This is a genomic window from Pseudomonas sp. GZD-209, assembly GCF_049310485.1.
Lineage (GTDB): Bacteria > Pseudomonadota > Gammaproteobacteria > Pseudomonadales > Pseudomonadaceae > Aquipseudomonas > Aquipseudomonas sichuanensis.
Genome location: NZ_JBMOWQ010000015.1, coordinates 1 through 4,705, shown reverse-complemented (window position 1 = coordinate 4,705; position 4,705 = coordinate 1). Strand labels below are relative to the sequence as shown.

General features: G+C 65.2%; 5 protein-coding genes. 2 read left to right on the top strand and 3 right to left on the bottom strand.

The window, feature by feature from the left end; translation table 11 throughout:
- Positions 1 to 206: hypothetical protein (locus ACO6VM_RS02545; protein WP_422402721.1), on the bottom strand; the 206-nt coding region annotated here is incomplete at its 3' end.
- 29 nt (positions 207 to 235) lie between these two features.
- On the opposite strand from ACO6VM_RS02545, the gene ACO6VM_RS02540 reads away from it, so the two are divergent.
- Positions 236 to 1,906, top strand: a complete 1,671-nt coding sequence (locus ACO6VM_RS02540) for an AMP-binding protein (protein WP_422402720.1) — start codon at positions 236 to 238, stop codon at positions 1,904 to 1,906.
- Here ACO6VM_RS02540 and ACO6VM_RS02535 read toward each other — a convergent pair.
- Both ACO6VM_RS02535 and ACO6VM_RS02530 read right to left on the bottom strand, forming a co-directional pair.
- Positions 1,881 to 2,147 (bottom strand): acyl carrier protein, encoded by a 267-nt coding sequence (locus tag ACO6VM_RS02535; protein WP_401057022.1) that lies wholly within the window; start codon positions 2,145 to 2,147, stop codon positions 1,881 to 1,883. The two genes, ACO6VM_RS02540 and ACO6VM_RS02535, sit on opposite strands and share 26 nt — an antisense overlap.
- A gap of 164 nt (positions 2,148 to 2,311) precedes the next feature.
- A complete protein-coding gene (locus tag ACO6VM_RS02530) occupies positions 2,312 to 2,479 on the bottom strand; it encodes a hypothetical protein (RefSeq protein ID WP_422402719.1) in 168 nt (55 codons plus the stop codon).
- Positions 2,480 to 2,618: 139 nt separating this feature from the next.
- Here ACO6VM_RS02530 and ACO6VM_RS02525 point away from each other — a divergent pair, with 139 nt between their 5' ends.
- Positions 2,619 to 4,637 carry an alpha-1,4-glucan--maltose-1-phosphate maltosyltransferase gene (locus ACO6VM_RS02525; protein WP_422402718.1) on the top strand — a complete coding sequence of 673 codons (2,019 nt, stop codon included), beginning with the start codon at positions 2,619 to 2,621 and terminating at the stop codon, positions 4,635 to 4,637.
- Positions 4,638 to 4,705 lie beyond the last annotated feature (68 nt).

Genomic DNA, 4,705 nt, shown 5'->3' with positions numbered 1-4,705 from the left:
GGGAGCGGGCTTGCCCCGCGATGCCCGTCAGAACGGCCAGCTGATTTGCCTGGTCCGGCCTCATCGCGGGGCAAGCCCGCTCCCACAACGCCGTCATGTTTATGGTTGACGTTAACGTAAACCTGCCTTCCGACACTGTCAATCAGATCATCACCTTTACGTAAACGTAAATCTGCGCCAGAGTAATTGCCGCCTGCTTCAGTCATGCCCAGAACAACCACAAGAAGGGACAACCATGCCTCAACCAAGCTATACCCGCGGCCGCCAGGACCACCCGTTACTGACCCTGACCATCGGCCAGGCCTTCGACGCCACCGTGGCCCGCCATGCCGAGCGCGAGGCGCTGGTGGTGCGGCACCAGGGCCTGCGCTACAGCTGGCGCGAACTGGCCGTGCAGGTCGAACTGCATGCCCGGGCGCTGATGGCGCTGGGCGTGGCCGGCGGCGAGCGGGTCGGCATCTGGGCACCCAACTGCGCCCAGTGGTGCATCCTGCAACTGGCCACGGCCAAGGTTGGCGCGATCCTGGTCAACATCAACCCGGCCTATCGGGTGGGCGAGCTTGAGTATGTGCTGCGCCAGTCTGGCTGCCGCTGGCTGGTGTGCGCCGATGCGTTCAAGACCTCCGACTACCACGCCATGGTGCAGGCGCTGGTGCCGGAGCTGGCGAGCCACGCGCTTGGCCAATTGCACAGCGAGCGCCTGCCCGACCTGCGCGGGGTGATCAGCCTGGCCGCCGCAGCGCCGACAGGTTTCCTGCCTTGGGCAGCACTGGCCGGGCGGGCAGGGGAGATCGACCCGGTCATCTTCGAGCAGCGCCAGAACAGCCTGCAGTTCGACCAGCCAGTGAACATCCAGTACACCTCTGGCACCACCGGCGCGCCCAAAGGCGCGACCCTGAGCCACTACAACATCCTCAACAACGGCTACATGGTCGGCGAAAGTCTTGGCCTCACCGAACACGACCGCATGGTGATCCCGGTGCCGCTGTACCACTGCTTCGGCATGGTCATGGCCAACCTCGGTTGCATCACCCACGGCAGCACCATGGTCTACCCCAACGACGCCTTCGACGCCGAGCTCACCCTGCGCGCCGTGGCCGAAGAGCGCGCCAGCATCCTTTATGGCGTGCCGACCATGTTCATTGCCATGCTCGACCACCCGTCGCGCCCGCAGCTGGACCTCTCGACCCTGCGCAGCGGCATCATGGCCGGTGCCACCTGCCCGATCGAGGTGATGCGCAAGGTCATCGAGCAGATGCACATGGCCGAGGTGCAGATCGCCTATGGCATGACCGAAACCAGCCCGGTGTCGCTGCAGACCGGCCCCGACGACGAGCTGGAGCTGCGCGTGACCACGGTCGGGCGCACCCAGCCACAGCTGGAAACCAAGCTGGTGGACGCCGACGGCTGCATCGTCCCGCGCGGCGAAATCGGTGAGCTGTGCACCCGTGGCTACAGCGTGATGCTTGGCTACTGGGACAACCTGCAGGCCACCCATGACGCCATCGATCCGGCCCGCTGGATGCGCACCGGTGATCTGGCAGTGATGGACGATCAGGGTTACGTGCGCATCGTCGGGCGCAACAAGGACATGATCATTCGCGGCGGCGAGAACATCTATCCGCGTGAGCTGGAAGAGTTCTTCCATACCCACCCAGCGGTGGCCGAGGCGCAGGTGGTGGGGATTCCGTGCAGCAAGTACGGTGAGGAAGTGGTGGCCTGGGTTCGCCTGCACCCTGGGCACAGCGCCACGGCTGATGAATTGCAGCAGTGGTGCAAAGCGCGGCTGGCGCATTTCAAGGCGCCACGGCATTTCCGCTTCGTGGATGAGTTCCCGATGACGGTGACGGGGAAGGTGCAGAAGTTCAGGATGCGCGAGATCAGTGTCGAGGAGCTGGGAGGGTAGTGGGCGGCATCGCCCGATACACGAGCTCAACCAGCTCGACGAAGGTCACATAGGTTTGGATCTGGTGAGGAATGCAGATGTCGAATGCCTCCTCAATCAGCGCTTGAAGCTCTACCATGTCGAAGCTGTCCGCCCCCAGCTCGTCCATGGAGACGTCTGGCGTGATTCTGTATGACCACTGCTCGAGGAAGTTGGCGATGATCCAGAGCAGGCGAGCGGAGATGTAGAGCCGGGAGCGCATACCGAAGTCAGCCGTGAAAGGGTGGCTCCTCTGTACGCGCCTCGATACTGTCTGCGCTACTGGTAGAAATGCCAGGTGCGCCGTTCATGATTCTGTGCATTCACCCTGTAGGCGCCAGCGAGGCTGGCTCCTACAGGTACGCCGCACGAAACGCCGGGCGCCGTCTATCCTCTACCTCTCACCGGCGGCTCCTCGCTCGGCGGGTCGCCCACCGTGGGCGGCACGGTCGGCTTGATCGGCAGCTCGTCCGGCTCTTGCTCGGGCACCGGCGGCGGCAATGTCGGGTCGTCGATGTTCGGGTCGGGTGTCTCCGGTGGAATGGGAATACTCATGGGCCTGACCTCGCGGGATGAATGAAGAGGTGTCGCAGGCTTCGACCCACGCCTGGCGCCATTCGCTCAATTTTATTGAACCCCACCCTCGAGCACGGCTCTGAACCCTTACCGCCACAATCCCCACGGAGCGAGTGCGATGACAGGTAGCGAGCCCTTCGAAAGCGTGCCCATGGCAGGCGACCACCCGGACCAGGCCATCAGCCTTTCCCAGGCGTTGCTGGCGCCACGCATCGTGATCGAGGACGCGACGCCCGTGCTCGACGGCGGCACCTTCGCCGCCAAGGCGGTGCGCGGGCACAAGGTCGACGTCAGCGCCAAGGTGTACGCCGACGGCCACGACCGCCTGGCGGTGATGCTGTACTGGCGCCAGGCCCACAGCCGTCGCTGGCACGCTGTGGCCATGCACTCGCCGGGCAACGACCTGTGGCTGGCCGACTTCACCCCCAGCGAGCTGGGCCTGCACCTGTTCAGCATCGAAGCCTGGATCGACCCGTTCGCCACCTACTGCCACGACCTGGAGAAGAAGTACGCCGCAGGCCAGGACGTGCAGCTCGAACTGCAAGAGGGCCGTGTGCTGCTGGGGCAGGGCATCCAGCGCAGCGACGGCCCTTTGCGCGAGCAGTTGCAAACCTTGCAGCAGCGCCTGCCGGGCTTGTCGGTGGATGACCAGGTGGCGCAATTGCTGCACCCCGATGTCACCCGGTTGATGAGCGAGGCCGAGCACCGCAGTTACCTCACCCGTAGCCCCGAGTTCCCCGTGGACGTGGATCGCGAAGCCGCGTTGTTCGCCAGCTGGTACGAGCTGTTCCCACGCTCGGTCACCGACGACCCCGAGCGCCACGGCACCTTCAACGACGTGCACCAGCGCCTGCCGATGATCCGCGACATGGGCTTCGACGTGCTGTACTTCCCGCCCATTCACCCCATCGGCCTGCAACACCGCAAGGGCCGCAACAACGCGTTGCAGGCCGAGCCCGGCGACCCCGGCAGCCCCTACGCCATCGGCAGCCCCGAGGGCGGCCACGATGCCATCCACCCGCAATTGGGCAGCCGCGAAGACTTCCGCCGTCTGGTGGCGGCTGCCGCCGAACACGGCCTGGAGATCGCCCTGGACTTCGCCATCCAGTGCTCCCAGGACCACCCCTGGCTGAAGGAGCACCCCGGCTGGTTCAGCTGGCGCCCCGACGGCACCATCCGCTATGCCGAGAACCCGCCGAAAAAGTACCAGGACATCGTCAACGTCGATTTCTACGCCCCCGAGGCGGTGCCCAGCCTGTGGCTGGCCCTGCGCGACGTGGTGGTCGGCTGGGTCGAGGAGGGGGTCAAGACCTTCCGCGTCGACAACCCGCACACCAAGCCGCTGCCGTTCTGGCAATGGCTGATCGCCAATGTCCGCAGCCAGCACCCCGAGGTGATCTTCCTCGCCGAAGCCTTCACCCGCCCGGCGATGATGGCGCGGCTGGGCAAGGTGGGGTACGCCCAGAGCTACACCTACTTCACCTGGCGCAACAGCAAGCAGGAGCTGCGCGAGTACTTCGAAGAACTCAACCAGCCGCCGTGGAGCCTGTGTTATCGGCCCAACTTCTTCGTCAACACGCCGGACATCAACCCATTCTTCCTGCACACCTCTGGCCGCGCAGGCTTTCTGATCCGCGCCGCGCTGGCGACCATGGGCTCAGGGTTGTGGGGCATGTATTCGGGCTTCGAGCTGTGCGAAGGCACGCCGCTGCCCGGCAAGGAGGAATACCTGGACTCGGAGAAGTACGAGATCCGCCCGCGCGACTTCAACCAGCCCGGCAATATCGTCGCCGAAATCGCCCAGCTCAACCGCATCCGCCGGCACAACCGCGCCCTGCAGACCCACCTGGGCGTGCTCTTTCTCAACTGCTGGAACGACCAGATCCTGTACTTCGCCAAACGCACCGCCGAGCGCGACAACTACATCCTCGTCGCCATCAGCCTCGACCCGCACAACGCCCAGGAGGCCAGCTTCGAGCTGCCACTGTGGGAGCTGGGCCTGGATGACAACGCCGACACCCAGGGCGAGGACCTGATGACCGGCCAGCGCTGGACCTGGCACGGCAAGACCCAGTGGATGCGCATCGAGCCCTGGCACCAGCCGTTTGGCATCTGGCGGATAGAGAAAATGCGCTAGGCCAATCGCGGGGGGAAACACACCCCCCCACCCCCCCCCACGGAAGCAGACCTCCCCCCCCCCCCCCC